The organism is Halobacillus litoralis (assembly GCF_009856445.1).
GTDB classification, from domain to species: Bacteria; Bacillota; Bacilli; order Bacillales; family Halobacillaceae; genus Halobacillus; species Halobacillus litoralis.
This window is the reverse complement of the sequence record NZ_WMFA01000009.1, coordinates 1-25632: the sequence shown is the minus strand read 5'-3', so window position 1 is coordinate 25632 and position 25632 is coordinate 1. Positions and strand designations below refer to the sequence as shown.

Annotated in this window: 24 protein-coding genes; 17 read left to right on the top strand and 7 right to left on the bottom strand. The window is 44.0% G+C overall.

Features of this window, described 5'->3' with window-relative positions:
• Positions 1 to 2: 2 nt before the first annotated feature.
• The 3 genes from GLW00_RS16480 to GLW00_RS16470 all read left to right on the top strand — a co-directional run bounded on the left by GLW00_RS16480 (position 3) and on the right by GLW00_RS16470 (position 5085).
• Complete coding sequence (locus tag GLW00_RS16480; protein ID WP_160915902.1) at positions 3 to 1811, top strand: methyl-accepting chemotaxis protein; 1809 nt, start codon at positions 3 to 5, stop codon at positions 1809 to 1811.
• A gap of 302 nt (positions 1812 to 2113) precedes the next feature.
• Positions 2114 to 2485 (top strand): ArsR/SmtB family transcription factor, encoded by a 372-nt coding sequence (locus GLW00_RS16475; RefSeq protein ID WP_160915900.1) that lies wholly within the window; start codon positions 2114 to 2116, stop codon positions 2483 to 2485.
• 20 nt (positions 2486 to 2505) lie between these two features.
• Positions 2506 to 5085, top strand: a complete 2580-nt coding sequence (locus tag GLW00_RS16470; RefSeq protein ID WP_160915899.1) for a heavy metal translocating P-type ATPase — start codon at positions 2506 to 2508, stop codon at positions 5083 to 5085.
• A 41-nt stretch (positions 5086 to 5126) separates the two neighbouring features.
• Here the strand turns inward: GLW00_RS16470 and GLW00_RS16465 are convergent, their stop codons facing one another.
• On the bottom strand, positions 5127 to 6017 hold the full coding sequence (locus tag GLW00_RS16465) for a fructose bisphosphate aldolase (RefSeq protein WP_160915897.1): 891 nt from the start codon (positions 6015 to 6017) through the stop codon (positions 5127 to 5129).
• 175 nt (positions 6018 to 6192) lie between these two features.
• On the opposite strand from GLW00_RS16465, the gene GLW00_RS16460 reads away from it, so the two are divergent.
• Entirely contained in the window at positions 6193 to 6924 is a 732-nt protein-coding gene (locus GLW00_RS16460; RefSeq protein ID WP_160915895.1) for a TspO/MBR family protein, read from the top strand.
• 23 nt (positions 6925 to 6947) lie between these two features.
• Here the strand turns inward: GLW00_RS16460 and GLW00_RS16455 are convergent, their stop codons facing one another.
• Positions 6948 to 8144: a cytochrome P450 family protein gene (locus GLW00_RS16455; RefSeq protein WP_160915893.1), complete on the bottom strand. Its 1197-nt coding sequence runs from the start codon at positions 8142 to 8144 to the stop codon at positions 6948 to 6950.
• A gap of 196 nt (positions 8145 to 8340) precedes the next feature.
• On the opposite strand from GLW00_RS16455, the gene GLW00_RS16450 reads away from it, so the two are divergent.
• The 4 genes from GLW00_RS16450 (at position 8341) to GLW00_RS16435 (ending at position 11998) form a co-directional block, all read left to right on the top strand.
• The gene (locus GLW00_RS16450) at positions 8341 to 9258 is read left to right on the top strand and encodes an aldo/keto reductase (RefSeq protein ID WP_160915891.1); all 918 of its coding nucleotides are present in this window, start codon (positions 8341 to 8343) and stop codon (positions 9256 to 9258) included.
• 363 nt (positions 9259 to 9621) lie between these two features.
• Positions 9622 to 10053, top strand: coding sequence for a helical membrane plugin domain-containing protein (locus GLW00_RS16445; RefSeq protein WP_160915889.1), 432 nt, complete (start codon positions 9622 to 9624; stop codon positions 10051 to 10053).
• 17 nt (positions 10054 to 10070) lie between these two features.
• Positions 10071 to 11252: an NAD(P)/FAD-dependent oxidoreductase gene (locus GLW00_RS16440; RefSeq protein WP_160915887.1), complete on the top strand. Its 1182-nt coding sequence runs from the start codon at positions 10071 to 10073 to the stop codon at positions 11250 to 11252.
• Positions 11253 to 11482: 230 nt separating this feature from the next.
• Positions 11483 to 11998, top strand: coding sequence for a CBO0543 family protein (locus GLW00_RS16435; protein ID WP_160915885.1), 516 nt, complete (start codon positions 11483 to 11485; stop codon positions 11996 to 11998).
• Between the two features lie 160 nt (positions 11999 to 12158).
• Here GLW00_RS16435 and GLW00_RS16430 read toward each other — a convergent pair whose 3' ends face one another.
• Both GLW00_RS16430 and GLW00_RS16425 read right to left on the bottom strand, forming a co-directional pair.
• Entirely contained in the window at positions 12159 to 12659 is a 501-nt protein-coding gene (locus GLW00_RS16430) for a hypothetical protein (RefSeq protein ID WP_160915883.1), read from the bottom strand.
• A 118-nt stretch (positions 12660 to 12777) separates the two neighbouring features.
• The gene (locus tag GLW00_RS16425; RefSeq protein WP_160915881.1) at positions 12778 to 13203 is read right to left on the bottom strand and encodes a hypothetical protein; all 426 of its coding nucleotides are present in this window, start codon (positions 13201 to 13203) and stop codon (positions 12778 to 12780) included.
• 244 nt (positions 13204 to 13447) lie between these two features.
• On the opposite strand from GLW00_RS16425, the gene GLW00_RS16420 reads away from it, so the two are divergent.
• Positions 13448 to 14005 (top strand): CotY/CotZ family spore coat protein, encoded by a 558-nt coding sequence (locus GLW00_RS16420; protein WP_160915880.1) that lies wholly within the window; start codon positions 13448 to 13450, stop codon positions 14003 to 14005.
• An 89-nt stretch (positions 14006 to 14094) separates the two neighbouring features.
• On the opposite strand, the gene GLW00_RS16415 is transcribed toward GLW00_RS16420, so the two are convergent.
• Both GLW00_RS16415 and GLW00_RS16410 read right to left on the bottom strand, forming a co-directional pair.
• Positions 14095 to 14463, bottom strand: a complete 369-nt coding sequence (locus tag GLW00_RS16415) for a hypothetical protein (protein ID WP_160915878.1) — start codon at positions 14461 to 14463, stop codon at positions 14095 to 14097.
• Positions 14464 to 14474: 11 nt separating this feature from the next.
• On the bottom strand, positions 14475 to 15665 hold the full coding sequence (locus GLW00_RS16410) for a ParM/StbA family protein (protein ID WP_160915876.1): 1191 nt from the start codon (positions 15663 to 15665) through the stop codon (positions 14475 to 14477).
• Between the two features lie 827 nt (positions 15666 to 16492).
• Here GLW00_RS16410 and GLW00_RS16405 point away from each other — a divergent pair.
• The 3 genes from GLW00_RS16405 to GLW00_RS16395 all read left to right on the top strand — a co-directional run bounded on the left by GLW00_RS16405 (position 16493) and on the right by GLW00_RS16395 (position 19624).
• Entirely contained in the window at positions 16493 to 17248 is a 756-nt protein-coding gene (locus GLW00_RS16405) for a CsxC family protein (RefSeq protein WP_202412544.1), read from the top strand.
• A 181-nt stretch (positions 17249 to 17429) separates the two neighbouring features.
• A complete protein-coding gene (locus GLW00_RS16400) occupies positions 17430 to 18161 on the top strand; it encodes a CsxC family protein (RefSeq protein WP_160915874.1) in 732 nt (243 codons plus the stop codon).
• 41 nt (positions 18162 to 18202) lie between these two features.
• On the top strand, positions 18203 to 19624 hold the full coding sequence (locus tag GLW00_RS16395; protein ID WP_160915872.1) for a hypothetical protein: 1422 nt from the start codon (positions 18203 to 18205) through the stop codon (positions 19622 to 19624).
• Between the two features lie 40 nt (positions 19625 to 19664).
• On the opposite strand, the gene GLW00_RS16390 is transcribed toward GLW00_RS16395, so the two are convergent.
• The gene (locus GLW00_RS16390) at positions 19665 to 20465 is read right to left on the bottom strand and encodes a CsxC family protein (protein ID WP_202412543.1); all 801 of its coding nucleotides are present in this window, start codon (positions 20463 to 20465) and stop codon (positions 19665 to 19667) included.
• Between the two features lie 294 nt (positions 20466 to 20759).
• Here GLW00_RS16390 and GLW00_RS16385 point away from each other — a divergent pair, with 294 nt between their 5' ends.
• The 5 genes from GLW00_RS16385 to GLW00_RS16365 all read left to right on the top strand — a co-directional run bounded on the left by GLW00_RS16385 (position 20760) and on the right by GLW00_RS16365 (position 25480).
• On the top strand, positions 20760 to 21491 hold the full coding sequence (locus GLW00_RS16385; protein ID WP_160915870.1) for a ZIP family metal transporter: 732 nt from the start codon (positions 20760 to 20762) through the stop codon (positions 21489 to 21491).
• 54 nt (positions 21492 to 21545) lie between these two features.
• Positions 21546 to 21917, top strand: a complete 372-nt coding sequence (locus GLW00_RS16380; protein ID WP_160915868.1) for a VOC family protein — start codon at positions 21546 to 21548, stop codon at positions 21915 to 21917.
• 55 nt (positions 21918 to 21972) lie between these two features.
• Positions 21973 to 22416 carry a DUF6376 family protein gene (locus GLW00_RS16375; protein ID WP_160915866.1) on the top strand — a complete coding sequence of 148 codons (444 nt, stop codon included), beginning with the start codon at positions 21973 to 21975 and terminating at the stop codon, positions 22414 to 22416.
• 198 nt (positions 22417 to 22614) lie between these two features.
• The gene (locus GLW00_RS16370) at positions 22615 to 23838 is read left to right on the top strand and encodes an MFS transporter (RefSeq protein ID WP_160915864.1); all 1224 of its coding nucleotides are present in this window, start codon (positions 22615 to 22617) and stop codon (positions 23836 to 23838) included.
• A gap of 109 nt (positions 23839 to 23947) precedes the next feature.
• Complete coding sequence (locus GLW00_RS16365) at positions 23948 to 25480, top strand: BCCT family transporter (RefSeq protein WP_160915862.1); 1533 nt, start codon at positions 23948 to 23950, stop codon at positions 25478 to 25480.
• Positions 25481 to 25632: the final 152 nt, after the last annotated feature.

The window sequence follows — 25632 nt, the reverse complement described above, 5'->3', positions numbered from 1 at the left end:
GGATGAGATTCAAACGTGCGACAGCGCTGTTCACAGCATTTCTTCTCGTCCTGCCGACTGTTCCTGTATCGGCAGAAGACAACGGAAAAACAGAGCCTGAATCGAAAGGCTCCTACTCGGAAAAGCATGAAGTCGTGTACACCACGCTCGATGCTACCGGTAATCAAGAAGAAATGTACGTCGTCAACAATTTTACAATTGAAGAGCCTGGAAAAATCGTCGATTATGGCCCTTACACAAGTGTCCAAAATCTGACGGATGTTACAGAAATTGAGCAGCAGAATGAAAAAGTCGAATTGAACGCTGAAGAAGAAGAGTATTACTATCAAGGCAATTTAGATGGCAAACCTCTGCCATGGAATATCAATGTTTCCTATCAATTAGATGGAGAAGCCATGAATCCTGAAGAGCTGGTTGGAAAAGACGGGAAGCTCAAAGTGAGTATTGATACAACGAAAAATGAAAAGGCGGATGAGAGCTTTTTCAACAACTACTTGATGCAAATCACGATGAAGTTGGATTCGATGATTTATGAAAACATTCAGGCTCCTGAAGGAACGGTCGCAAACGCCGGGAAAGACCGGCAAGTGACATTCACTGTCATGCCTGAAAAAGAAGGAAGTTTCACTCTGATGGCGGACGTCACTGATTTGGAGATGGAAAGCATTGAATTTGCAGCGATTCCATCCTCCATGTCCATTGACGCACCTGATATTGGCGGAATGAAGAACGACATGGGCTCATTATCGAATGCCACCGCTGAAATCAACAAAGGTGTCGGTGAACTCAAAAATGGAATCTCTGAACTGAATGATGGCGCAGCAAGCCTTTATGACGGGTCAGAACAATTTAACAGCGGCATTCAAGGGGTAAGCAATGGTTCATCAGAGCTTGTGGAAGGTTCCGCTTCCATCAAAAACGCACTGCAGCAGATGAACGATGCTGTCGCTTCTGGATCTGGCGAAGTGAACGTGAGTGATTTTGCCAAAATGGAAGAGGGCTTGGGTCAGCTTTCTTCAGGTTTGAATGAGGTTGAAAAAGGATTGACGAACTTGAGGGATCAGTACAGCCAAGCCCATCAGGCGTTGAGTCAGTCGATCGAAGCCATTCCCGGGTATCAGATTTCAGAACAGGAAATCCAGGCTCTACGTGAAAGCGGGGCTGATCCGGAAGTCGTTAATAAGCTTGTGGAAACATACCAGGCCGCTCAAACCGCAAAAGGAACGTACGGTGATGTAAAAGAAGCGTATCAGGCCGTAGTTCCAGCCTTGGAACAGAGTGCCGGTTCATTGAATGAAATGAGTACAAACCTGAACACGATGGCCGACCAAATCGGTACCAGCATGGAAAATATGAATATCGGAGAGTCTGTGAAACAACTGCAGGAAGGTTTACAGTCACTTTCCTCGAAGTATGGTGAATTTCACGCTGGACTAAAGGAGTACACAGGTGGTGTTGACCAGTTGGCAGGTTCTTATGGAGACATCCACAGCGGCATTGGAAGCTTGACGAACGGAACTTCTGAACTTGAAAATGGAGCTGCAGAACTTCAGGAAGGTACATCTGAATTAGCGTCCAGCACCAGTGATTTACCTGGTCAGATGGATTCAGAGATTGAACAAATGGTCGAAGAATACGATAAATCCGATTTCGAACCAGCTTCCTTCGTTTCCGCGAAGAATGAAAAGGTTGGATCGGTGCAGTTTGTCATTAAGACGGAAAGCATTAAAAAGGACGAAGAACAAGAAGAGGCACCAGAGAAAGAAGAGGAAAAGAGCTTCTGGGATCGCTTGTTGGATTTGTTCAGGTAAGGAGGAGTCTTCTCTCAATTTTTGTTGAGGGAAGGCTTTTTTTGTTGGTCGCGCCAAAGGAGGTGCGGATCGCGCCAAAGAGGGTTCGGATCGCGCCAAAGGGGTAGCGAATCGCCAAGCGATCGTGCCTCTGCTTATAGGGGAGATTTTGGTCAAACGGCCTGATGTCTATTAGGCTTCATGTTCTTCAGATCATTTATATAATCAAATGAATATTTGATTATTATCATTGACGAGGTTGAAAGAAAGGGCATACACTGTAATTAAACATTAAAACAATTATTTGAATGTAGGTGAATAGATTGAGTGAAAAAGTTGTAAAGAAAACTCCAAAAGATACGTGCGATACTTTTTGTTATGATGAAGAGCTTGTTCAAAGAGTCCAGCCTAAGGTGGATGAAGTCCTTGGGGTAGAGCTGATTTTCAAAGCTTTATCTGATGCGACACGCTTGAAAATCGCCTATGCCCTGACACTTGAAAATGAGCTTTGCGTGTGTGATGTTGCGAATATTATTGGTTCAACGACAGCGACCGCTTCGCATCACCTCCGATTACTGCGAAATATGAAATTAGCTAAATACCGTAAAGAAGGGAAGCTCGTTTTCTATTCTTTGGCTGACGATCATGTGCATCAGTTGGTTTCTATTGCGATTCAACACTCTAAAGAATTTTAGAGAGAAACAGAGGTGAGAGAATGAGTAATGAGAAAAAAGCAAGCTGCTGTTCAAGTTCAGAAGAGGTTTTAATAGATGAAGCGGTGTCTTGTTGTTCCAGGTCCACCGCAAAGGAAGAAGTGGAGACGCAAACGACTTGTTGTTCGAGTGCTACGGAGGAACCAGAGGCGAATTCCGCATGTTGTTCTAGTGATACAAAGAGCGAAGAAGCGCTTCAGAACTCTTGCTGTGGAAATGAGCAGACAGAGGTTTCATGCTGTACCACAGACGCAGATGCTGGAAAGTCTGAAATCTCAAACGAAGTGAAATTCAATGTCAAAGGCATGGACTGTCCTTCTTGTGCCGCCACGATTGAAAAAGGTCTGCAGAAACTCAGCGGAGTCCAATCGGTGAGCGTTCAATACGGAACGGGGAAGATGACAGTAGGTGCCGTGAATGAGGATCTTTATGATCAGATTCCGAAACATATTCGTAAATTAGGGTTTGAAGCGGAACGGGTGAATCGCCAACAGAATCAACAAACCTATAAAATTGAGGGGATGGATTGTGGTTCTTGTGCCATGACGATTGAAAAGCATTTGAGCAAAAATCCTGCGGTCCAGGATGTGCAAGTCCAATTTTCAACAGGGAAGATGCAGATTCAGCATACGACCTCTCCGAAAGAAATTATGAAAGAAGTAGGCAGGGCCGGTTTTCAAGCTTTCTTGGAAGGAAAAGGAGACAGCTATAATCAGAACGCTGACAAATCTAAAAGCCTCTCAACAACGACTTTCTCCGGAGTGTTCCTTGGTCTTGGATTTATAAGTTCGTTTACAAGCATCCCCGCAGAATTCATAACGGCTTTTTATGCGGCGGCCATTTTGATTGGCGGGTTCAAGCCTGCAAGAAGTGCTTTTTATGCCATCAAGAGCGGTTCTTTGGATATGAACGTCCTCATGGCATCGGCAGCGATCGGTGCTTCTCTAATCGGGGAATGGTTTGAGGGGGCCATGGTCGTCTGGTTGTTCGCATTAGGCAATACACTTCAAAACCGGTCGATTGAACGGACACGAGAATCGATCAGAAGTTTAATCAATCTCACCCCTAAAGAGGCTACAGTCAAGTCAGGCAGCGAACTCATCCGTAAAGCAGTAGAAGAGGTTGGGGTTGGGGAAGTGATCATCGTTAAACCAGGAGAGAAAATTCCTTTGGATGGTGAAGTGGTGACAGGTACATCCAGTGTCAATCAGGCTCCAATCACGGGAGAATCCTTGCCTGTAGACAAACAAACGGGAGATATCGTTTATGCAGGGACAGTGAATGAAAGTGGATCGTTGGAAATCGAAGTCACAAAGCTCGTGGAAGATACAACGATCGCAAAAATCATCCACCTCGTGGAAGAGGCTCAAGAAAAAAGAGCGCCCACCCAGGCTTTCGTCGACCGTTTTGCGCGAGTCTATACGCCGTTTGTCTTCACCCTCGCTCTGTTGGTCATGGTCCTTCCGCCTCTCTTCGGTTTTGGTACGTGGGGAGAATGGCTGTATAAAGGGCTCGCTTTACTCGTGGTCGCCTGTCCTTGTGCGCTTGTCATTTCCACACCAGTTGCGATTGTTTCAGCTATCGGGAATGCCGCTAAGAATGGGGTCCTCATCAAGGGCGGTACTTTTCTGGAGAAGGCCGGAATGATCAAAGCCATCGCTTTCGATAAGACAGGGACGCTCACAGAAGGTCGTCCAAAGGTTTCTGAAGTGCAGGCCATTGGCGTAAGCGAAGATGAGTTAATCTGTATAACGCGTACTATTGAGGAATATTCTACCCACCCGATAGCTCAGGCGATTACGACGTATGCTAACGAACGAAACATCGCGGCCATGGATGGGGAAAACTATCAAACCATCGCCGGAAAAGGGGCTAAGGCGGAGTTGGATGGTACAGAATATTATGCTGGAAGTCCAAAGTTGTTTGAAGATATGAATGTACCTCTTACTGATAGGAAAGATCAAATTGCTGAGTACCAAAAAGAGGGGCACACCATCGTGGTTGTAGGGACTTCAGCCAAGGTTCTAGGCGTCATCGCTGTGGCTGATACCATCCGTGACATCACCGTTCAGTCGATTCAAAAGCTGAAACAGGTAGGGATGCAGGAAATGGTGATGCTCACAGGGGATAATAAAGGAACCGCTGATAAGATAGCCAGGGAAACTGGTGTGACTCGTTATTTTGCTGAGCTTTTACCAGAAGATAAGGTTTCAGCTGTGAAGAAGCTCCAAGCGGAAGGCAAGAGTGTAGCCATGGTGGGAGATGGAATTAATGATGCCCCGGCTTTAGCTACCTCTGATCTTGGGATTGCTATGGGGGGAGCGGGAACGGATACCGCTATGGAAACCGCAGATATTGTTTTGATGGCTGATAATCTCGAGAAGCTTCCTCACACCATTCGTTTGAGCAGAAAAGCTTTGAAAATTATTAAACAGAATGTGTGGTTTTCCTTAGTTACGAAGCTTGCGGCGCTGCTACTCATTTTCCCTGGTGTTCTTACCTTATGGATGGCTGTATTAAGTGATACGGGAGCAGCTTTACTTGTCATTCTCAACAGTATGAGACTATTAAGAAATGAATAATAAAAAAGGTGCGATCCTAGGATCGCACCTTTTTGCGCTGGTTATTTTTTATTGACTGAAGCATCATAGATGGAATCTACGGCTTTCTTAAGCTCTGCATCGAATTCGTCCTCAGACTGATTGGCATTCAAGTCTGCGGCAAGTGCGCGGGAGAAACTTGCAATGACGCCATCGTTTTCCTTGAGCTTCTCGTTCGCTTCTTCACGGGAATAACCACCGGAAAGAGCAACGACACGGACGACTCGAGGATGATCGACGAGTTTTTTATATGCGTTCGGCTGCGTAGGGATCGTGAGCTTCAGCATTACGTTCTCCTCTTCAGATAACTCATTCAAGTGTTTCAAGATCTCATCTCGGAGAAGTTCTTCGCATTTTTCCTTGTCACTGCTGTGAATATCGACTTCTGGTTCGATGATGGGTACAAGATCGGAAGCGATGATTCTTTTTCCGATGTCGAACTGCTGCTGAACCACTTCTTTGATTCCGCTAGGGTTCGGCTCATGGATGACAGAACGCATCTTTGTGCCGAAAATGTTGCGTTCATTGGCACGACGGAGTGTTTCGTCCAGGTCATCGATCGGTTTCATGAGTTGGACACCGTTTTCTTTTTCTGCCAGTCCTTTGTCAACTTTAAGAAAAGGAACAACGCCTTTGCTCGCCAAGTAATCCGCCGTGAACTGTCCTTCAATTTCACGATCCATCGTTTGCTCAAAGAGAATGGCACCAAGAATATGGTCGGCATTAAAAGAAGGAGAGGTGATGATTCTTGTCCGCATCTGGTGGACAAGGTCGAACATCTCATCTTCACCGGAATAGGAATCTTCAGGGACGCCATAAGCGGCCAGTGCTTTTGGTGTACTACCACCGCTCTGGTCCAGTGCCGCGATGAATCCATTACCGTTTTTCATTTTTTCAAATTGCTTGTTATTCATGTTTTCCACTCCTTTTTCGTAGTGTGAAAAAATTCCCTTTATACTGTTCCCTTAATTGGGACATGCATAACCCGAAATGGGAGAAGAGTTTTTTTCATCGATGTGGGTGATCGTGTTTTATTAGGGCATGAAAAGGAATACTATGTATCAATCGGAGTATAGAGGAGGAGTTTTTATGGGGAAATGGATCATGAACGTACTGGCATTCATTCTTGTAGTCACTGTGAACGTGCTTGCCAATGCTTTACCTCTGAACGGCCAGACGACAGGTGAAATATCCAACCGTCTGAACGTGTTATTCACTCCTGCTGGTTATGTTTTCAGTATATGGGGACTTATTTACATTTTATTAGGAATCTGGGTGATTCGACAGTTTCCGAAGAGTAGACGCGACCTGCCTATTTATCAAGAGACAAGCGGCCTGTTCGTCTTAAGCAGCTTGCTGAATGCTCTCTGGATCTTTATGTGGCACTATGAGTTTTTCGGCATCTCGGTAGTGGTCATGATTGCGTTGCTGTTAACATTGATCCGTTTGTATCAAACCTTACAGAAAAATGATGCTTCTTTTTTCGACCGGCTTCCGTTCTCTGTTTACCTTGGCTGGATCAGTGTCGCGACTATCGCGAATATCAGCTATTACTTAACCTATATCGGGTGGGATGGATTCGGCATTTCGGCCTCTGTATGGACGATCCTGTTGATGATTGTGGGCACACTGCTTGCGGTTTTCTTTATGAAGAGCCAGGATGATTGGGTGTACCCGCTCGTTTTTGTCTGGGCGTTTATCGGCATCGGGGTTAAAAATCAGGGGAATGACGTCCCTCTTGTTGTGAACTCCGCTTTTATTCTTGCAGGCCTTCTCTTTGTGCTCACCCTTATCTATGCATTTAGAAGAAAAACCACTTGATGCGTTCATCAAGTGGCCTTTTTTTATAAAGAAACGGGGAGGGAATCTAGTCCTCTTAATAGGAAAACAGACCGCCATTCGGGCTGAGTTCCATTGCGTTTCAGATCAATATCAGGGAAAGTGGTTAATAATTTTTCCAGCGCAATTTTCCCTTCGAGTCGGGCGAGAGGGGCGCCGAGACAAAAGTGGATGCCGAATCCGAATGCGACATGCGCATTTCTTTCTCTCGTCACATCAAAATGAGAAGCATGTTCAAATTTTTCTTCATCACGGTTAGCGGAACTTATCGATGCGATAACGAAATCCCCACGTCGGATGGGTTGGCCGTGGAAATCAATGTCCTCATCTGCCCATCTGGCCGTTGAGAAATCGACAGGGCTGTAATAACGAAGCCCTTCTTCAATGGCCCCAGGTATGAGAGATGGGTCAGCTTTTACTTTTTCAAGCTGGTCAGAATGCTCAAATAGGGCAAACATCGTGTTCCCGATCAAATTGACGGTTGTTTCATGACCGGCGATAATCAACAGAACAATCATCGAGTAGAGTTCATTTCTTGTGAGCTGCTCCCCGTCTTCTTCCGTTTGGATGAGGTGGGAAACGAGATCATCCTGAGGCTCCGCTTTACGTTGTTCAAAAAGCTCGGTCAGGTATGTAGTGAACGCTTCTACATCCACCATGAAGTCAGGGTCCATTTCGTTGGAGGCAGAGACAATCGTGTTGGACCACTGTCTGAATTTATCCCTGTCCCCTGCGGGAACACCGAGCATCTCACTGATGACGATAATGGGCAGAGGAAAAGCATAATCATCAATTAAATCCACCGTGGTATCTTTTTGTTTCATCTGGTTCAACAGATCATCTGCAATTTCACGGATCCTTGGTTCCAATTGTTTAATGGTTTTAGGGTTGAAGTAAGGTTGGACAAGTTTACGAAGGCGTGTATGGTCGGGCGGATCCACGTCGAGCATCATGTTTTGGAAGATGTTGAAGTCATTTTCGCCCGTGTCTTGGGTGGAAGATGAGAATAACTTGCTTTGGTCTTTAATGAAACTAGGTGATTTCAACAGCTCTTTCACGTGATCGTACTTTGTAATCATCCAGGAGTGATTACTGCCATCATTGTTCATTGGAAAAATCGGTTGACCCTCTCGAAGCTCTTCGTAAAACGAATAGGCGCCTTTTTTGAAGTTCGATTGATTCAGTGTTTCCATGTTCCCCATACAAAGTTCCTCCTCTGAAATGATCGATCTTATTTAAAGTATATAAGGGAATGAGGATTATTGGAAATAAAAGGAGTACCAGGTCATCCAGATTCTGGATGACCTGGTACTCCTTTTACTGGTAAGCGTTATTTCTTAAGGTTTTGAGGGAAAGTGATAAGATAAAGATAGGTTTGGAATGAAAGGTGGAAGCATTGTGAAGAAAATTCAATTAGGAAAAAGTGATTTACAGGTCGGGGAGATTGCGCTCGGCTGTATGAGAATGAGTGAACTGAGCACGAAGGATGCGTCGGAAGTGATTACAAATGCGGTCGAAAATGGGGTCGACTTATTTGATCACGCGGACATCTATGGAAAAGGCGAATCGGAATCCGTATTTGCTGACGCCCTCAAAACGACGGATGTGTCACGTGAGGACATCATGCTTCAATCGAAGTGTGGCATTCGCAATGGTTTCTTCGATTTTTCTAAAGAACACATTCTGGAGTCTGTAGACGGGAGTTTGAAGCGGTTGAATACAGATTACCTGGATAGTTTTCTACTCCACCGTCCGGACGCATTGATGGAGCCGGAAGAAGTAGCTGAAGCGTTTGCCACACTGAAAGAAAGTGGGAAGGTACGTTACTTTGGCGTCAGTAACCAAAACCCGATGCAGATGGAACTGCTGAAGAAATATGTGGGCGACAGCTTGATCGTCAACCAGCTGCAACTCAGCATCGTCCATACACCGATGATTGATGCTGGATTCAATGTGAACATGCAGAACGACCCGGCCATCGTCAGGGACAGCAATGTTTTGGAATACTGCCGCCTGAATGATATAACGGTTCAAGCCTGGTCGCCATTCCAGCACGGAATGATTGAAGGTCCTTTTGTAGGGAATGACGCTTTTCCGGAAGTGAATGCCAAACTGCAGGAACTTGCTGGGAAGTATGACGTGACGGATTCTGCCATCGCCATTGCCTGGATTCTGCGTCACCCTGCTAACATTCAACCTGTCGTGGGGACCATGAACACCCAGCGAATGCAGGACATTGCCAAAGCTTCTCATATTGTATTGTCCAGAGAAGAATGGTACGAGCTTTACCGCGCTGCCGGTAACGATCTACCGTAACATTGTTGGAGGAGGCTAATCGGGTCCATGGTTAGCCTCTTTCTTGTATGGAGAACCTTTCCTCATTTAAAAAAGGGATATGACAGTATGAGAAAATATCTTTAGCGAATGATAATAAGAGTGATAAATCCGTCTTTTTGATTGAAAATGCTGTAAAAAAAACAGCGATTTTGAAAAAAATTATAAATGTAACCGTTTATTTTGTCAGAATGTGTTGTGCTTCACAAGATTATATTTTACTCTAGTAACGTTAGCTATAAAATGGCACTCTTACTGTTTTATAACAGGTAGAGCTTTCGTTGCTTGTACTAGTTATTTACTTATAAAAAAATGAGCCCCGGGCTCAAAAAAGGAGAAGTGGATATGGCAGATTCATTCACAACAGAAAAAGACGGGCAGACAAACGTTGCTCGTGACGAGCGTGAACTGCTCGACCAACTACTGGAACCTGAAGTACAGGAATCTTTGACTGTTCTTGTGAAAGAGCTTCCGAAGCTTACCGAATTGGTGAAGATTCTTTCAAGCTCCTACGACACCGTTCAATCGATTGCGACGGATGAAGTTCTGAAAAAAGACACGGTTGAGTTCATGTCAGAAGTGGCTGAGCCTCTAAAACATACCGTGAAAGAAGTAGCGCAGAACGCAATCGAAGCGAAAGATCATGCGGAAAGCAGCTCAGAAGTCATCGGACTATTCGGCTTGATGAAGATGTTGAAAGACCCTCAGGCTCAGAAAATGTTCCGTTTCGTCAACGCATACTTAAAAGTATCTGCTGAACGCAATCACAAAGAGTAGGAAATGGAGGAATCAACATGTCAAAAGAAATCGTCATTTTAGGCGGCGGTTACGGCGGGCTTCTTGCTGCGTTGTCTGTGCGCCAATACATGGACGCTTCCGAAGCGAACGTCACAATCATTAACAAAACTCCGACACACCAAATCATTACAGAATTGCACCGTTTAGCAGCAGGAAACATTTCTGAGCAGGCGGCAGCACTTCCTCTTGAAAAGTTGTTGAAAGGAAAAGACATCAACCTTAAGGTTGCAACGGTCGAGTCCTTTTCTGTCAACGACAAAAAGATTTCACTGGAAGATGGTTCTGAATTGTTCTATGATGCTTTGGTCGTGGCACTGGGTAGTGTAACCAACTACTTCGGCATCCCAGGATTACAGGAACACAGCATGGTTCTTAAATCTGCGGAAGATGCAAACAAAATCCGTGAACATGTGGAAGCTCGTATCCGTGATTATGCAGCGTCCAATAACGAAGCTGATGCACACATCGTCATTGGAGGCGGTGGCTTGACTGGTGTCGAGCTTGTCGGTGAGTTGGCTGATGAAACACCAGCAATGGCTAAAAAATATGGCGTTAACCCTGATGAAATCAAGCTTACCCTTGTAGAAGCGATGCCGAAAATTTTGCCAATGCTTCCTGATCACTTGATTGAAAGAGCAACGAAGAGTCTTGAAAAGCGCGGCGTTGAATTCCTGACAGAACTTCCTGTCACGAATGTAGAAGGAAACGTCATCGAGTTGAAAGACGGCCGTAAGCTGACAGCGAACACGTTTGTTTGGACAGGCGGAGTTGCAGGAAACCCACTTGTCGGTGAATCCGGTATTGAAGTGAATCGCGGGCGTGCGTCTGTGAACAATTACCTTCAGTCCGTATCTCACAAAGACGTATTTGTTGTTGGTGACAGTGCGGTTTACTTCAAACCAGGTGAGGAACGTCCACAGCCACCGACAGCACAAATCGCTTGGCAGATGGGTGACACCGTCGGTTATAACCTATATGCCTTCCTTGAAGACAAGAGCTTTGAAGAGTTTGAACCTGTCAATTCAGGTACACTTGCAAGCCTTGGCCGTAAAGATGCGGTTGCTTTCATCGGTGCCAACCAGACACCATTGAAAGGTCTTCCGGCTTCTGTCATGAAAGAAGCAAGTAACGTGCGCTACCTTTCCCATATCAAGGGACTATTCGCACTTGCCTATTAAACCATATACTCTAAGGTAAACCACCTTAATAAACGAAACGCCTGCTTCCATCGCTCCCAAGCGAAACGAAGCAGGCGTTTTTTTAATGCGATTATTACATTATTTCCCACACCAGGTCATCCAAAATTTGGATGACCTGGTGTGGGTATTTTTGGTAATTAAAAGCGCATGTATAAAGGGGATGGGGCGGGTGAAGAATGGGAATAATTGATTCTTTGGAGTGGTGGGAGATGTATTTATTATTAGTTATTGTGGTGTGGGTCCTTTTTGCTTATCGATTTGTTGACTGGAAGCAGGTAGGGAAGCAATATCCGACGATTCTATTCTTCATTGCTGTCAACATGACCTATAATTTCCTTTATTACAACCACACGCTGTGGGCATTCCGAGGGATAACGATGGAGTGGCTGAATCATTCCATCATCAATATGGCGTTCACTTTTTTCATCTGCCCTGTCGGCTTAATTATCTATTTGCAGCGTTTTCCCCAAACGAGGAGCAGCCAGTTTATTTATATTACGGTCTGGATTGCGTTTTATACGGTTTTGGAATGGCTGTTTTCACTGAAAGGGATGTATGTCTACGATCATGGGTGGAACAACTGGCTCAATATTCCTTTAAATGCCGTACTATTCGGCGTCCTTTATCTTCATTATAGAAACCCAGTCCGGGCTCTTCTCGTATCTGTTCCGATCATTGTCCTTTTCTATGCATTCTTTCCATTTCCCTTGGACAGTTTAAAATAGAAAGGATGTGATGTGACGGTGATTATACGTGATGTGCTATCTGCCCCTATGTTTTTGCTATTGCTTTTTACCACTTACGTAGTTATGTGGGTCTACATCGGAAAGAAAAAAACCCATAAAAAATGACCTGCTCTTTTGAAGAAAGAGGCAGGTCATTTTTTTATTTTATTTGCGTCCGTTTCGATGATGTATGGTTTTCGTCGAACTTCTTAAACGAAGTTTCTGGTTTAAGCGCAATGGTTTCTTCTCCCGCTTGTTTTCCCAGAGTTTTATACTTGAATTGTAACTCGTCCTGCACTTCAGGCGTTTCCTCAACGGAAGGTGACTGTCTCATGCCGGCAATCCAAGTGTCAAAGTCATACATGCCACGATCGATAATCAAGCCCAAATCTTCAAGTGACTGTGTCAATTCATTCAAGCAATCCAAACCATTCCTTAGAATAATGCCTTTTTCCTTGGCTTTATCAACGGAATGCTCCAGGCGATAGCTCTCCCCTTGATATGTAAATTCCACAAAACAACTGTTACGGTCCCAATTAAAATTGAAATTCTCAACCTTCAGGCGTTTGACGACTTTGATCAATCTTTTTTCACAAATGCTTTGCTCTTTATGTGGCATCCATCGGAATAGAACATTCTTGAATAAACGATTCTTGAACATGCCATTCACCTTCCTTTTTTATTAAGCCTAATCATGGAGTGACTGTGTATAACTATTTCTACAAGTTCCATACAATGACCTTCCAATTTTAAGGATAATTTGTAGAATGTAGGGATTTTTATTTCAATCCTTGCAGAAGATTCTCGTCTTTTTCCCTAACGAGGTCGTAAGTTTCAACTAAATGTTCGGGGACTAATGCCCGTCCATAATTCCAGGCATTGGCTTCTATGACGGATTTCAGTTCTTCAATTTCTTCATCTCCTCCATACATGAGTGTCCGCAGATCGTGTTTATGTTTCTTAAAAGTGAGATAGTAGCCGATTTCATGATAGAGGATGATTTTCACGACGTTTTCTTCAGGCTCATTTACTTTTATTTTACTCATATATCCATTGATTTGTAGATAGTTAAAATTCACTGTATTTGTGGATACGTTATAACTCATAGGAGCTGGGAGTTTATTGTTGATTTCATAATTGATTTCCAGCTGATGTTCAAGCAGCGTATCCTTTATAATTTCTTCAACCTGCCGTATGTAAAGCATTGGGGAATCACTGACCTTTCCTTTCTATTATTCTCAGTATAAGTGAAGGAAGGAGGTGGACCAAGGTACGATACGCTCATAATGAAAAAGTCCTGGACTGGGAATATGGTAGGGGTCGGAAGTATAGAGGGGTTCTCTCATTTTCTATAGTTGAGAGAAAATTCCTCTGCTGTAGGCACACAAATCAATCGAAAATCATCTCCGCACGTATAATACGGTAACTGAAATATTAAGGAGTGTAATAATGAGTTTTCGAGCATATGATTATGACTACGATCGCCATCATAAGGATGGTTGTTGTGGGAAAAAAGATAAACACGATAAAATGAAGCATTATAAAAATTGTGTAGAAGATGTATTAGAGGCGATTTTGTATGCGCAAAATAAAGTGAATAAAGATGAATGTCATACATCCTGTCAGCAATCCATTCATGAGTTGCTGGGAAAGAAACGTGTGAAGAAAAACACGATACCCTTTCTTTTATATTGCGGATGCGAACCTTTCAAAGGGACAGGGGTAACCACTTATGCCTGTCACTCGAAGAAAGAGAAGATTAAGTGTATCCATACTCACGTTTTCAAAATTAAAGAGCTGAATAAAGGCTGCGCGGTACTTGAGCTTCTTGACTTTAAGACAGACTTGAAAGATCGTCATCCGAAGCATTGTCCCAGCAAACACGGATCCGCCTGTCACCAGCTGGATCATAAGAGTCTGGATGACCTCGTAGGTACTGGCATCTGTATCACGGTGGATTTATCTTGTTTTTGTGCCATTACCTGCCTGCCAGCCGTTCACTTATAAAAAAACCTCCAATCTGAACCCTTCTATACGGGAACATGTAAAAGAAAAGAAGGCAGACTGAAAAATGTCTACCTTCTGGTACATACGGTTTACCCACCGAAAGCTTCTAACAAATCCTCGATTTCCAAAATGTCCATCTCCTTTGAAACAGGTGGTTTCTCGATGGATGTTGTGACACGTCTCTCCTGAAAAGACCCTGCCGCAAGCATTCTCTTTATTTCCTGCAATTCAGTCAACACAATGTTGGTTCCCTCTTGTTGAGAAGTTTGAGCTTTAAGGAAGTAGTGATGCAGGGCCGAAAACAGTAAATGATTCAGTGTGTTATTTTCTGAGTGATAAGCGATTTCCTCTTTTAATTCAGGGAGGACCGTGTGCTGATCCCCGGTTTTTATATCAATGAAGGTATCAGGGATTGTCAGCACGGTTTGTTTGAAGTAATCGTGATATACGTTTGACATGCCTTCACCCTCTAACTTTTGGTATAAGCGTAACCATCTGCATATTCTTTGTTTTTACTTATCCATTGCATCTTGGCCAGAATCATCAATCCCTGGACATTCAATTTAGACATGTTTTCAGGGAACAGTAAATCAATCGGACGACCACGCTCATTCCATTTCACTGCGGCTTCTTTGATTTGTTTTTCAGCGATTTCAGCGGCTCCCCCGACAGCGATGTATCGGGAGGCCCCCTTGATTTCATTGGAACGGCTTCTCACTCTGTCAAAGTGTTCGAGGTACTTGATCGCCATCAGACGAAGCTGTGGTGTGATGTATTTACTAATATCTTTCCGGACTCCTGCAAATGGCTCCACGTACCATTCGGACTGTCCGGCTACAAGTTTTTCTTCAAGCTCTGAACGTGAATTGAAGCTGTACATTTCATTTTTACTTACTTTTTGTATGATATGGTCGAGGTATTGATTGATGCCGAACGGCTCCCCTTCAATAGAAGCAACCGGTTTATTTTTCTTGATCCCTACAAAGTCCACCGAATCCCCACCTAGGTCTCCGATAAGAATGCCTTTGGAGGAATCTTTGACAAGGGAATCGTCCGAAATCATGAGCGTCTCTTGGTCCCTTGTCAAAGCTAAGTAGGCAAGGGCGCCTTCCGCACCAACAATAACATCCTCAATTTGTATTTTGATCGCGACTTCTTTCGGCTCCCTGACTCCAGGCACTTTATGAAAAATGACCGTATGATTTCCAATCAAGCGCTGTTTGAACAGATCTTTCTTTTCCTTATATTGGGTCGTTGGTAACGATACGGCCAGCTGATCGATGATAAAATGGAGATCCTCTTCAGCAGGATTCGTCAGTAAAGCGTGGTATGCAGCGGTTGCAAAAAGCAGAAGGTAGGTACGCTCTTCATCCACTTTTTGATTGTTGAAGGATGTTAAGCTGACGTTTTTCTGCTGCATGGCTGACTTTCCAATATAAAAGATCTCGCGTCGATCCTTTAGAGAGGGGCTTTTGATTTCAACAATCAAATTTTCCTCAAGATCCATATCCTCTTCGTCATAAGGTTTTTCGTAAAATTCCTCATCAAACAAGGCGATGGCGTTTGGCATTTGATAATCAAACATTTCCTCTTGATCGGATACCAACGCTTTGTACCAGCTGTTTCCGACATCTACGGCAAGAAAATTATTTCTATTCATTTTCTACCTCCTCATCTACAACTTAACCTATGTCGACGAGTCCGTCCCTGTGCGAATACCCATTTCCCCTCCACATCACCCCCATTATTAAAGTAAATGGCAGGTTTCTTGAAGACTCAGTTTCGAGCCTTATGCTGAGTGGATGGGGGCTGCGGGGAATAGCTCGCTTTCCGCGGGAGCGCGGTGAGCCTCCTCGGACTGCGTCCTGTGGGGTCTCACCAAGCACTTTTTTCCCGCAGGAGTCTCGCCATTCCCCTTCGCCCCTTTAACCAAGTATGGTTCTCGAAACCACTACTAAAAAATCAGCTTGTATGGATATGAGAAGTGAATGATTTAAACTCTACCTCGTTGACGTTTAGCATACGCAAATGCTTGATCGAACGCACTATATGCCCGCATAGGGGAGAAGATTTGGAACCTTATTTATGAATACAGGTGTTCGAATCATCCACTTCCCTCAACCATTCAAGCTGACCCTTTTAGAAGTGGTTTCGAGACACTTATAAGGTCAAGGGGCGGAGGGAAACGGTGAGACTCCTATGGGACGTGTGGGACAGGTGAGACCCCGGAAGGCGGAGCCTGAGGAGGCTCACCGCCCGCCCCATGGAAAGCGAACCTTTTCCCGGAGCCCCTAGAATGACACGAACATCTCGAAACTGAGTCTTCAACAAACGGGAGCTTTTGTTTAATTGATAGAAAGGTAGAGGGACCTCTATTAAAAGAAGGACTTGTTCAAAGTTCCACGTTTATACTCCTTCATCTGACCATGCTTAATAGAGTAGATTGCATAGAATACAGAGAGGTTAATATAAAGGAGGAAAATAGTGATGAAAAAAGATAATTGTCACGATCAATGTGTAAACCTTAATGCGTCAGCCTCAGTTGATAGATGCACAAACACAGGAGCAGATACTCCTGTAAACCCTGCAGATGAACTTACGATTAAAGTTCCTGTAGAACTTGGAGCTTATGATGTTACGACTCACCTTGTAGCAAACATCAAGTTTCCGTACCCAGTACTAGAAATCAAGGATATTAAGAAAAGAGTGGTAATCACTCAATGTCGTTTGATGACTCGTACTTCAACAGGCAGCGACGATCTATTCAGCGACGGAGAATTCCCGTTGTTCATTAAAGGATACGTTCGCAAAAACATCCAATATGCGAGCCCGGTTTATGGTGCTTCAGGCGAATGTGTATCATCTGATATGAAATCATTGACTACTAAAGTTCACTTTGAATGCATGACAACAGTAGACCTTAATGGATTCGTTCAGCTTCCTGTAGCAAACACAAGAAGAGAATTCGACTTCTTCCGTGCTCAGGACTTGGGTGAAGGATTCCCAGAAAAAGATCAGGCTCTATCCAGCGACCTTTCTCAATATCATCAGGAGAGCACACAAGCGTATAACGAGCTTCCATACTGTGAGCTTGTCGCGAGTGATATTATTGAGTGGGATGAAGCTACAGACCGCCATTCCTACGGTCCGGTTGACGAAGGCTACTTCCACCACATCGTTGAAAAGATGATGCTGAGATTCCGCGTTAAAGTTTTGCAAAAACAACAAGTAGAACTTGGATAAGTAAAAAACAAAACACGATTCCTTATGAGGGGAGTCGTGTTTTTTATTTTATTCTCTGGAAATGGTGGGTTCTTCTCTTTTCTTTGGCAGCTTGATCGTATCTCAAAACCGAGATATGCGCCCAGACATTGTTAGGCATCCGACATACGATGGGGATATCTTTCGTTTAGGAGGCCATCGAATGTCTGATCAACATAACGATTCCTATGAGTGTGAAAAAGGATATTGTAAACCATGCAAGCCTCACGTCAGCATCGGGAAGATCGTCACAAAGGTACCCGTCGTTCTTGCCGAACTCAATGTCCAGCTGAATATTACTGAAACGATCACCTTCCCGGAACCTGTACTTGAAATCAAAGATATTAAGAAAAGAGTGGCTCTGACTCAATGTCGTTTGCTCCTTCCGACTAAAAAACTATTCATTAAAGGGTTCGTCCGAAAAAACATCCAGTATGCAAGTCCTGCGAACGAAATCGAAATGAGCACAGACACGACAGTCGCTTCAGATCTTCATTCGTTTACGGTTGATCTTCCCTTTGATACAGTCATTGAAATTGAAGAATTCTTATCCATGCCGGTCATGCCTAAACATAACAAACGGGAGGAATTTGATTTTGCTGTCTCCCAACCCTTGCCTTCAGGCTTCCCTGAGAAAGATGAATTGTTAAGCAGCGATCTTTCTCAATACCATCAGGAAAGTAGCCAATATTATAATGAGCTTCCTTATTGTGAATTGCTTTCCAGTAAAATCATTGAATGGGATGAAGCCATCGATCGCCAGCCACTGCCAGGCTCTTCTCCATTTAATGAGGGTTTCTTTACTCAGATTGAGGAAAAAATGGTATTGGATATGTGCTTGAAAGTTCTCCAGGAACATCAAATCCGTGTATCCTCAGCTTCTAATGATGACTGATGAGTGATGAGTAAGGATAGTAAAGGAGGGAGGAAGGATGCTTGAGGGCAGGCATCTTTCTGAGTGATATGAAGAGAGATGAAATTAAATTCAATCAAACCCGCTGGACGAAGCAGTCATCATGTCCATCCTCAAAAATGAAGAAAGAAAATAGGAATCATGTTCCTTTTTATGATGTTCAATGTGAGGAAGATATGTCTGTTTCAGAAGAGCAACATGACATCTATTCTCCTTGCGATCCGGGTGGAGAAATGCCCCGCCCCGTCATTTCCCCACCTTCTAAAATAATCGATAAAGATACGGATGAACGTATGTTAGCAGAGTACCGGAAGCGGATGTCTTCCTCCCGCAAAGAATCAATTTCCATGAGTGAAGGGTCTGGAAAGGAGGATGATTTCATGGGGGAATCAAGGGATCGTACTCCAATCGAATCCAATAAGGAAAGGAAGAAAAATCATCCGTTTATACCGGAAATCCTAACTTTGTTAAAACAGGACCCGAGTCCATACTGGAATTCGATGCAGGACCCTCAGGAAATAATAGACCACGATTTAGAAGCCTATTCGATTTTAACGGATATCGTTTCTTCGATGGGAGAGTCTTCGGATAATCGGCATGGTTTTAAGAGCCACTACCAAGAGCAGGAAAACATCGTCTCAGACGAAGAAAGTTCTATTTTTGAAGAGGTAGAAAAGTCAGGGGGAAAGGCAAAGAACGAGAGTATCTCCGATAACCTGTTCACGGAGGTATGCTCCATGCTGGATGAATCCAGTTCATGGTCAGAAAAAATCGAGTGGTCTTACGAAGAGGAATCATCCCTTGTTGAACCCCCGGCCTGTACGATCGTGGATCACGAAGAATCGATTTGTGAGCAAGTACAAGGGGGCATGGATAGTTCTTCATCGGAGCCGTTTTGTGAAGAAGATGAAGAGTCGTCATCCCAAGCATGGAATATGACGGTGAAAGTTCCTGTTTTATTATCTACGGAGAAGGTAGAAATCAATGTAATGGAAACTTTGAATATTCCTGATGATCTATGCGAAATCATTGATATCCAATTATCCATTCACTCTCAAAAGGAAACCGTTGTTCTGCCATCTTCCTATGTTTTTCTTAGTGGTGTGCTCATGGTGGAAGTCATTTATGACGATGGAGAAACGATGCAGCAGATAAAACGACAGGTGCCATGGCAAGAGGCAGTTGAAGTGAATTGGGAGAAGGGTCCACAGATCCCATATGCAGATCGTAAGGCATACACTTTTGACGGTGATGAGACAGGGGACGTCCATCATGAGTTTAGTCAAACCTTCGTCGATCCGGTGGAAGTAGAAGTGGATAGTGTACGGTTTATAAGTCACAGCGATGCTTCTAGTACGGATGGCAAACTCTATATCCAAGGCTCCGCGCAACTGGTTTACAACTTTTTGCAAAAGCAATATGTGCGTGTAGCGTTTGGTTCATAAGCAAAAAAAGAGATGCCCGCCAAGGAGCATCTCTTATTTATTATTGACCGATGATTTTTCGGAAGCGGCTGTAGACCGTTTCTTGCTGTTGAGTTGTTGAAGCCGGAGCCTCTTCTCCTCCGTTTCCGCCATTATCCATTGGCGGAAGTGGTGGAAGTTCAAGGTCTTGTTGTTTCTGGGTCAATTTGATGACAAGGTTGATGTCCATTTTTTCCGTTACTTTATTAAAACGGCCCCAGTTATCAAAGTGATGGACCATATCCCATTGGTTGACCGCAGAAGCGATCAGCTTACATTCGATGGGCTGGTTGTAGATTTCGAACGTGAAAGAACCGAATTCGCAACGGTCGGCCCCCATGCCGTCTTTCGCAAGCTGGCGGCGTTGAAGAACGTTATCTTTTACGCTGTATTCGAAGTCGAATGGATATTGGACTTCATTGGCAAGTTGAACTTGATCGTAGGCTTTGAATGGGATATCGATGCTGTAGTCTTTAACATATCCATACCCGTCTTCCACATACTGAATGTTCTTGTGTACCACCCCTTCCACAAACAATTTTACGTACTCAGGGTTTCCGACCACAGGAATCGCTTTACACTGAGTTAAAGAAACATTTTTCTCGATGTTTTTAATGGCTCTGGCATACGATGGCAATTCGAAATCCGCCTCTGTAAGAGACTGGATCAACACATCACCAAGAATGACGATTTCTTCAGTACTATCACTGGAGAACTCTTCTGTTGCCGTGAAGAGACTCTTGGATTTTGCTACGTCACTTGATAGAGGTGGACATTTCTTACCGTGTCCATACCCATTACCACATCCTGTATTTTTCTTCATATTGTTCACTCCTTCTATTTTTTGTCAAAAGTCTACCAGTTCTCTCTCAGACAAGTTCCTTTTGACTCATTAATACTATATGTCTCTATGAAGCTAGATGAATGGACGAGTGACGATAGGCTTTAAAAATAGGTGCTTTCCCTCAAAATCTATCAACAGCATGCTCGCGAAAGAATTTCGGAAGGTAATTTGAATCTATCTATGGGCGACGAGAAGAGTGGGGCGTCTAAATTGGGAGGCTTGGTCATATTGTAAAAAAGAACCGTTATGACTGGCTTAGTGAAGGGGGATGCTATGGAGGGAAGTTTATCGGTGATGATATTGTCCGCCTTTGCGACAAGTGTAGGCGCTCTGCCTGTATTATTCATACGTTCCATCTCCCACAGGCGGATGGATAGCATTCTTGCTTATACAGCAGGGATTATGGTGGCTGCTTCGACGTACGGTTTGATTCCTGCTTCTCTTAAATTAACGAATTTGTATGTATTGTGCTGCGGTGTTCTGGTAGGAGCTTTGTTGTTGAACGTATTGGAGTACATCATTCCTCACATCGACCTTGATCATGAGCGGAGTGATGTGAAACTTCCACAGCAGGGGCTGATGTTTGTGGCGGCTATGACCTTGCATAATATCCCGGAAGGTCTGTCTGTTGGAGCAAGCCTGGCAAGTGAAGTTGAAAATCTTGGACTTGTCGTCGCCTTGTCGATGGGCTTGCAGAATGCTCCGGAAGGCTTTCTTGTCGCCTTGTTCTTGCTGAATCAGGGCGTCCGTAAATCTTTAGGAGTGGCCATGGCTTTTTTAACAGGAGTCATTGAATGTTTAGCCAGTGTTTTTGGTTATTTTATGGTGCATATCGCCTTGTTTCTTGTTCCTTATGGTCTTGCCTTTGCCGCTGGGGCAATGTTATTCATCGTTTATAAAGAACTGATACCGGAAACACATGGACATGGATACGAAAGGCTGGCTACTTTTTCCTTCCTGCTCGGGCTGCTTAGTATGATCGGTGTGGTGGAGTGGTTCAGGTAGCTACTTCTCTTCTTTTCAATTACACTGATGGAAAAGGAAAAAGGAGTGGAAGAAATGTACGAAGGTATTCACCACGTGTCCCTGCTAGTATCAGATATCGAAAAAGCGAAGCACTTTTATGGAGATGTTTTAGGATTTGATGAGAGCCCGAATCGTCCGGATTTTGGTTTTCCCGGGGCATGGTATCAGCTTGGTTCCACACAGATCCATCTTATTGTACATAAGGAAGGACGAACCTTCCGTGGAACAACGGAAATCGATTCAAGAGATGGTCATTTTGCAGTAAGGGTGAAGGACATGGAGGCTTTCATTTTCCGTTTGGAGGAAAATGGGGTCGAAATGCTGAATAAGCCTGAGAACAAAACCGAATGGCACCAGGTGTATATCAGTGATCCGGATGGAAATATCATTGAGTTTAACAAATAGTGTCGTGCATCCTAAAAGAGGTACAGGAATGATCGATCAGAAGAGGTGAAGATGAATGAAAAAATCTGCGCTTATGATTTTATTAGGTGCATCCCTTCTTGGGGGATGTGGGCTGATTGATGGAGTGAATAACACGCTCTCCTACGTCAATGAGGCAACGGAATATGCGAATGAAGCTAATACGTTTTCAGAAGAAGTCCCAGCACTGGCTGAACGCGCTATCACAGACCCGGAAGCGGCGCAGGAACTGGAAACAAAGCTTGAAGGAATGAAAGAAGATATCCAGGAATTCAACGATCTTCAGGCCCCGGAAGTCGCTTCTGACTTGCACCAAAAGGTGGTCGATCAGAATAACCGAGCCCTTGAAGGGATTGAAGTGTACCTCTCCAATATAGAAAATGGTCAGCTTGATCCGAAGGTGCTTGAAAATACGGAAGTCTTCCAGACGCTCAACGAGCTTACAAGCCTCCTTGAACAAATTCAACAATTCGGTGAATAACCGTAATCGCTTGCGGCCATATAGCAACACAAACAAAAAGACTACAGTCCGAAACCAATAGGGCTGTAGTCTTTTTCCGTTTTTTAACCCGTGACTTGGAGTGTTTTTGAGGGAGGGGGGTCTTTTTTTCGTTTAAAATCTTCTATTACGGTTATATATTTTAAAAAAATAGTTTTGTAGGGATTTGGAGGCATGGCTATGGGACGAGAAGAGAAAATAGTGGGTTTGATTACAGCGCCAGGGTACCCCAAAGAATTAGGAGAGGCATTGGTAAACGAGCTTCCGAACCTTCTCCGTTATTATGTAGAGGACAATTACAACTGGAAAGTGGAATATACGGTCGATGCGCTTACAGGAGTGACAGAAAATTCGGAAGATGTTTTGGAGGCGACCTTGGATCGGAGTGAAAAAGAGAAATGGGATTTTGGCATTTGCCTGACTGATTTGCCGTTATTTAAAGGGAAGTTCCCAATTGTAGCGGAAGCGTATGAAGAGGGGCATGTGGCTTTAATCAGTCTTCCAGGTCTTGGATCGACTCCTATGATTAAGAGAGTGAGAGAATCTATTTTGCAGCTTGTGAATGAAATCTATTATGGCAGTTCTGATGAGGAACGTGAGCATGCAGAACAGAGGATTCAGTCGAAGGATGATGACCAACATGAAGAATTGAGAAATAAAAGCTCTACAAGACTGATGGGAAAGAGGGGATTTGAATGGCTTTCGCCGATTCAGAGAGAAACCCCTCATGAAGAGGATATCAACATTGATGTTCGGTTCACTGTGAAGTCCCGCATCAGCGGAGCTTTGCGCCTTTTAACCGGAATGGTTCGTGCTAATCGCCCGTGGGCCTTGTTTCCGGCCTTCCTGAAAGTCATCGTTTTTGCTTTTACGACAGGTGCTTATGCCCTGGTATTTCCGACTTTATGGAATCTGAGCAACAATTATGGCATATGGCGCATGTTCATGCTTTCGATCGTATCCATCGTAGCGATGGTCGGGTGGATCATCCTTGCACATAAGCTATGGGAAAAACCGAACGACAAAAGAGCACCGTATTTACGGAAGTTGTATAACGCGGCTACTGTGTTGACACTTTTTGTATCTGTCAGTTTGTATTATGTGCTTCTGTTCTTTATCTTCTCTCTTGCGGTAATTGCCTTCATTCCAATGGGGATGTTGAAGTCACAGTTAACGGGTGATGTTGGGTATATCAATTATTTTTATATCGCCTGGACCGCAACGAGTGTTTCTACGATTATCGGAGCGCTCGGTTCTGCACTCGAAAAAGAAGAAGTGGTGCTCTCTTCCACTTATGGCTATCGTCAGCGTCAACGGTATGAGCAAATAAAGAAGGCGGAAGAGGAGGAGCAAGGAGATGGAGAAGTTGAGGAAAACTCTCAAGAACTGAAGCGAGTGAAATGAAAAATCTCACCATACAAAATTATTATATAAAAATTGTTTCTTTTAAGTTATGGATAAGGTTTCAGCGGGTAGAAAGTGAGGAGAATCTTACATAACTTAGGAGGATTGGATGAGAAAGAAGTCGTTGATCGATTATAAAATCTTTGTTCCATCATTAATTATTATGATTGGCATCAGCATTCCATTTGCCTTGTATGAGGCAGAATCACTGGAACTGCTGAATGCCATTTTTGATTCCATCGTGAACAATTTCAGTTGGGGCTACCTTTGGTATGGTGTGATTTTAGTTGTAGCCGGGTTGTATTTATCTTTTTCTAAATATGGACAGGTGGTCCTTGGTGATCCCAAGGAAAAGCCACGTTTTACACTATTTGAATATGCGTCTATTTTAATTGCGATGGGCGTAGGATCGACCATCATGCGGACAGGAATGCTGCAGTGGACTTCTGTCGCGAACGATCCACCGGCAGGCGTGGAAGCTGGTTCGGCAGAGGCGCTATTATGGGGAAATGCCTACAGTATGTTCTTATGGGGATTTCAAGTGTTCGCCATTTTCGTCATGATTGCACCTGCCATGGGGTACATCCTCCATGTCCGCAAGCGTCCATTGATGAGAATATCAGAAGCCTGCCGGGTGCTATTCGGGGATAAGTTTACAGATGGCATCGGAGGCCGGTTCCTTGATGTTCTGTTCCTGATCAGCATTCTTGCAGGGGCTTCTGTGACGTTAGGTCTCGGAGCGCCAATCATCACGCAGAATTTATCTCACTTGTTCGGAATTCAAGTGAACTTTACACTCACGATTACGGTTACGATCATTTGGGTGCTTTTATTCTCATTAAGTGCCTATCTCGGCATCGAGCGGGGAATCAAAAGGTTGAGTACGTGGAACATGTATATCGCAGGGTTCTTTGCTGTGTTTATTTTAATTGGTGGACCTGGGGTGTTCATCCTCAATTATTTCTCAGACAGTGTATCGTTCTTATTATCTAATTATTTGAACATGTCGCTGAATACAGATTCGGTTCACCAGGGAGAAGCTTCCCATATTCAGAGTAATACCGTATTCTGGTACGCGTATAGTGCGACCTGGGCGATGTTGCACAGTGTATTCGCTGCTAAGATTTCACGGGGGCGCACAATCAAGGAAATGATTTTGACCTACTTGCTTGCGCCTACACTGATTTCCTGGATAGCGACAGGTGTGCTTGGTGGACTTGGTGTCCATCGCTACCTCTCTGGCGATCTATCTGTTCTGAATCTAGTGAAAGAAAATGATCGGATGGCAGCAATTCCAGATATTCTATCTACTCTTCCTTTCGGGGAAGTGGCCATCATTATCTTTATGGTCGTTGCCCTCATTTTCCTGACGACGACCCTCGATTCGACCACTTACACCGTAGCCGCCTACACAAGTACAAGGGATATGAGTAAGTTTGAACCACCGAAACTACTGAGAATTATCATCGCTGCGATCATCACCGGATTTGCCCTTGTTCTGATGAGGATCGGTGGACTGGCACCACTCGAGGTCATTTCAGGCTTGATGGGGCTGCCTGTCATCATCATTCAATTCATCCTCATTTACGCTGCGAAGCGAATGATCGATGAAGATCGTGCGTGGAGTAACAATATAAGGTGAAACGTAAACCCTCTTCATCCTTTTATGGAGTGACACAGTTAAATAAGACTCAATAAAACACCTAGGCTGCCATTACTCTGAATTCAATTGGAGTTTGGCAGTTTAGCTTTTTAAATGGTCGACAATAATTATAATAATACATGTACGTTTCT

Excerpts from the sequence above, each read along its gene's own strand:
- GLW00_RS16400 (WP_160915874.1), top strand. The coding sequence starts at position 17,430 with ATGTCTGATCAACATAACGATTCCTATGAGTGTGAAAAAGGATATTGT.
- GLW00_RS16375 (WP_160915866.1), top strand. The coding sequence starts at position 21,973 with ATGAAAAAATCTGCGCTTATGATTTTATTAGGTGCATCCCTTCTTGGG.
- GLW00_RS16435 (WP_160915885.1), top strand. The coding sequence starts at position 11,483 with ATGTATTTATTATTAGTTATTGTGGTGTGGGTCCTTTTTGCTTATCGA.
- GLW00_RS16365 (WP_160915862.1), top strand. The coding sequence starts at position 23,948 with ATGAGAAAGAAGTCGTTGATCGATTATAAAATCTTTGTTCCATCATTA.
- GLW00_RS16425 (WP_160915881.1), bottom strand. The coding sequence starts at position 13,203 with ATGCTTTACATACGGCAGGTTGAAGAAATTATAAAGGATACGCTGCTT.
- GLW00_RS16380 (WP_160915868.1), top strand. The coding sequence starts at position 21,546 with ATGTACGAAGGTATTCACCACGTGTCCCTGCTAGTATCAGATATCGAA.
- GLW00_RS16410 (WP_160915876.1), bottom strand. The coding sequence starts at position 15,665 with ATGAATAGAAATAATTTTCTTGCCGTAGATGTCGGAAACAGCTGGTAC.
- GLW00_RS16390 (WP_202412543.1), bottom strand. The coding sequence starts at position 20,465 with ATGAAGAAAAATACAGGATGTGGTAATGGGTATGGACACGGTAAGAAA.
- GLW00_RS16405 (WP_202412544.1), top strand. The coding sequence starts at position 16,493 with ATGAAAAAAGATAATTGTCACGATCAATGTGTAAACCTTAATGCGTCA.
- GLW00_RS16460 (WP_160915895.1), top strand. The coding sequence starts at position 6,193 with ATGGGGAAATGGATCATGAACGTACTGGCATTCATTCTTGTAGTCACT.
- GLW00_RS16420 (WP_160915880.1), top strand. The coding sequence starts at position 13,448 with ATGAGTTTTCGAGCATATGATTATGACTACGATCGCCATCATAAGGAT.
- GLW00_RS16465 (WP_160915897.1), bottom strand. The coding sequence starts at position 6,017 with ATGAATAACAAGCAATTTGAAAAAATGAAAAACGGTAATGGATTCATC.
- GLW00_RS16480 (WP_160915902.1), top strand. The coding sequence starts at position 3 with ATGAGATTCAAACGTGCGACAGCGCTGTTCACAGCATTTCTTCTCGTC.
- GLW00_RS16440 (WP_160915887.1), top strand. The coding sequence starts at position 10,071 with ATGTCAAAAGAAATCGTCATTTTAGGCGGCGGTTACGGCGGGCTTCTT.
- GLW00_RS16455 (WP_160915893.1), bottom strand. The coding sequence starts at position 8,144 with ATGGGGAACATGGAAACACTGAATCAATCGAACTTCAAAAAAGGCGCC.
- GLW00_RS16415 (WP_160915878.1), bottom strand. The coding sequence starts at position 14,463 with ATGTCAAACGTATATCACGATTACTTCAAACAAACCGTGCTGACAATC.
- GLW00_RS16445 (WP_160915889.1), top strand. The coding sequence starts at position 9,622 with ATGGCAGATTCATTCACAACAGAAAAAGACGGGCAGACAAACGTTGCT.
- GLW00_RS16385 (WP_160915870.1), top strand. The coding sequence starts at position 20,760 with ATGGAGGGAAGTTTATCGGTGATGATATTGTCCGCCTTTGCGACAAGT.
- GLW00_RS16430 (WP_160915883.1), bottom strand. The coding sequence starts at position 12,659 with ATGTTCAAGAATCGTTTATTCAAGAATGTTCTATTCCGATGGATGCCA.
- GLW00_RS16470 (WP_160915899.1), top strand. The coding sequence starts at position 2,506 with ATGAGTAATGAGAAAAAAGCAAGCTGCTGTTCAAGTTCAGAAGAGGTT.
- GLW00_RS16370 (WP_160915864.1), top strand. The coding sequence starts at position 22,615 with ATGGGACGAGAAGAGAAAATAGTGGGTTTGATTACAGCGCCAGGGTAC.